Origin of the sequence: Brevibacterium sp. VCM10, from assembly GCF_000583215.1 — a bacterium.
Classification (GTDB): Bacteria; Actinomycetota; Actinomycetes; order Actinomycetales; family Brevibacteriaceae; genus Brevibacterium; species Brevibacterium linens.
The window spans coordinates 1-932 of sequence record NZ_JAJB01000045.1; the positions used below are offsets into that span (position 1 = coordinate 1).

Annotated in this window: 2 protein-coding genes; one reads left to right on the plus strand and one right to left on the minus strand. The window is 58.3% G+C overall.

From position 1 onward, the window contains the following. Nucleotides 1-85 precede the first annotated feature (85 nt). Nucleotides 86-385: a DUF4193 domain-containing protein gene (locus tag AD89_RS0113390; RefSeq protein WP_025779694.1), complete on the minus strand. Its 300-nt coding sequence runs from the start codon at nucleotides 383-385 to the stop codon at nucleotides 86-88. Between the two features lie 286 nt (nucleotides 386-671). Here AD89_RS0113390 and AD89_RS0113395 point away from each other — a divergent pair, with 286 nt between their 5' ends. Continuing rightward, on the plus strand, nucleotides 672-899 hold the full coding sequence (locus tag AD89_RS0113395; RefSeq protein ID WP_025779696.1) for a hypothetical protein: 228 nt from the start codon (nucleotides 672-674) through the stop codon (nucleotides 897-899). Nucleotides 900-932: the final 33 nt, after the last annotated feature.

Here is a 932-nt window from a genome sequence, read left to right on the forward strand (position 1 = left end):
GTCAGGTAGCAATTGGAGGATAAAAGCGGACCGCAGCCCTTTCGAGGGTGCGGTCCGTATTCGGGATTTCGCGAAGAGAAGCGATTCAGCCTGCACAGTCCGTGCAGATGGGGATCCCGCCCTCTTCCGTCGCAAGCTGCGAACGATGGCGGACCAAGAAGCACTCCATGCAGGTGAACTCATCGTTCTGCTTGGGCAGAACCCGAACGGAGAGCTCTTCGTTCGACAGGTCCGCACCCGGGAGTTCGAAGCCTTCGGCTACCGCAGTCTCGTCTTCGTCGATCTTGCTCGCCTGATCCTGGGAACGCTGGGCCTTGAGCTGCTCGATCGAATCGCTTTTGATCTCATCGTCTTGCTTGCGAGGTGCGTCGTAGTCTGTTGCCATATGGCCTCATCGCTCTCTGTCCGGAGGGGGTGCCGAAGAGGAACTTTTCTCCTCTTCCGAGATGTGTCCCCAGCATTGTGCACTGTATGCTTGCCGTTGGCAAGATGGAGTGAAGACCCGATACGGTGATTCTCGTCACCTGCTTGTCTGCATGGACAGAGCACACATAGAGTTCACGAAGAGCTCTGCAAGAATGCTTGTGATGGACAGCACCGACAGCACTGCCTGTCGGTAGATTACCGGGCGCGTCCCCTGTGGAGGCGGCCCGAGGAAGGACGGATCCACAATGAGTGAATTCGCTGATCAGCTCGACACCCGAATCGATGATGTCCGTCATCGCATTCACGAGGCCCGGTCTGCCGGTGACGACTTCCTCGTCGAAAATCTCATCGACGACCTGCAGAACCTCATGGAACTCGCCGGTCGCAACGATGTCGACACCGGCCCTATCGCCGAGGTGATCCAGGCCGAGACAGGTGCCTTGCCGGTCATCCCGGCCCCCGACGACAACTGAGAGAACACCGAGAGAAAGAACCCTCCCTCACCG

Coding starts and splice junctions, on each gene's coding strand:
- AD89_RS0113395 (WP_025779696.1), top strand. CDS start 672: ATGAGTGAATTCGCTGATCAGCTCGACACCCGAATCGATGATGTCCGT.
- AD89_RS0113390 (WP_025779694.1), bottom strand. CDS start 385: ATGGCAACAGACTACGACGCACCTCGCAAGCAAGACGATGAGATCAAA.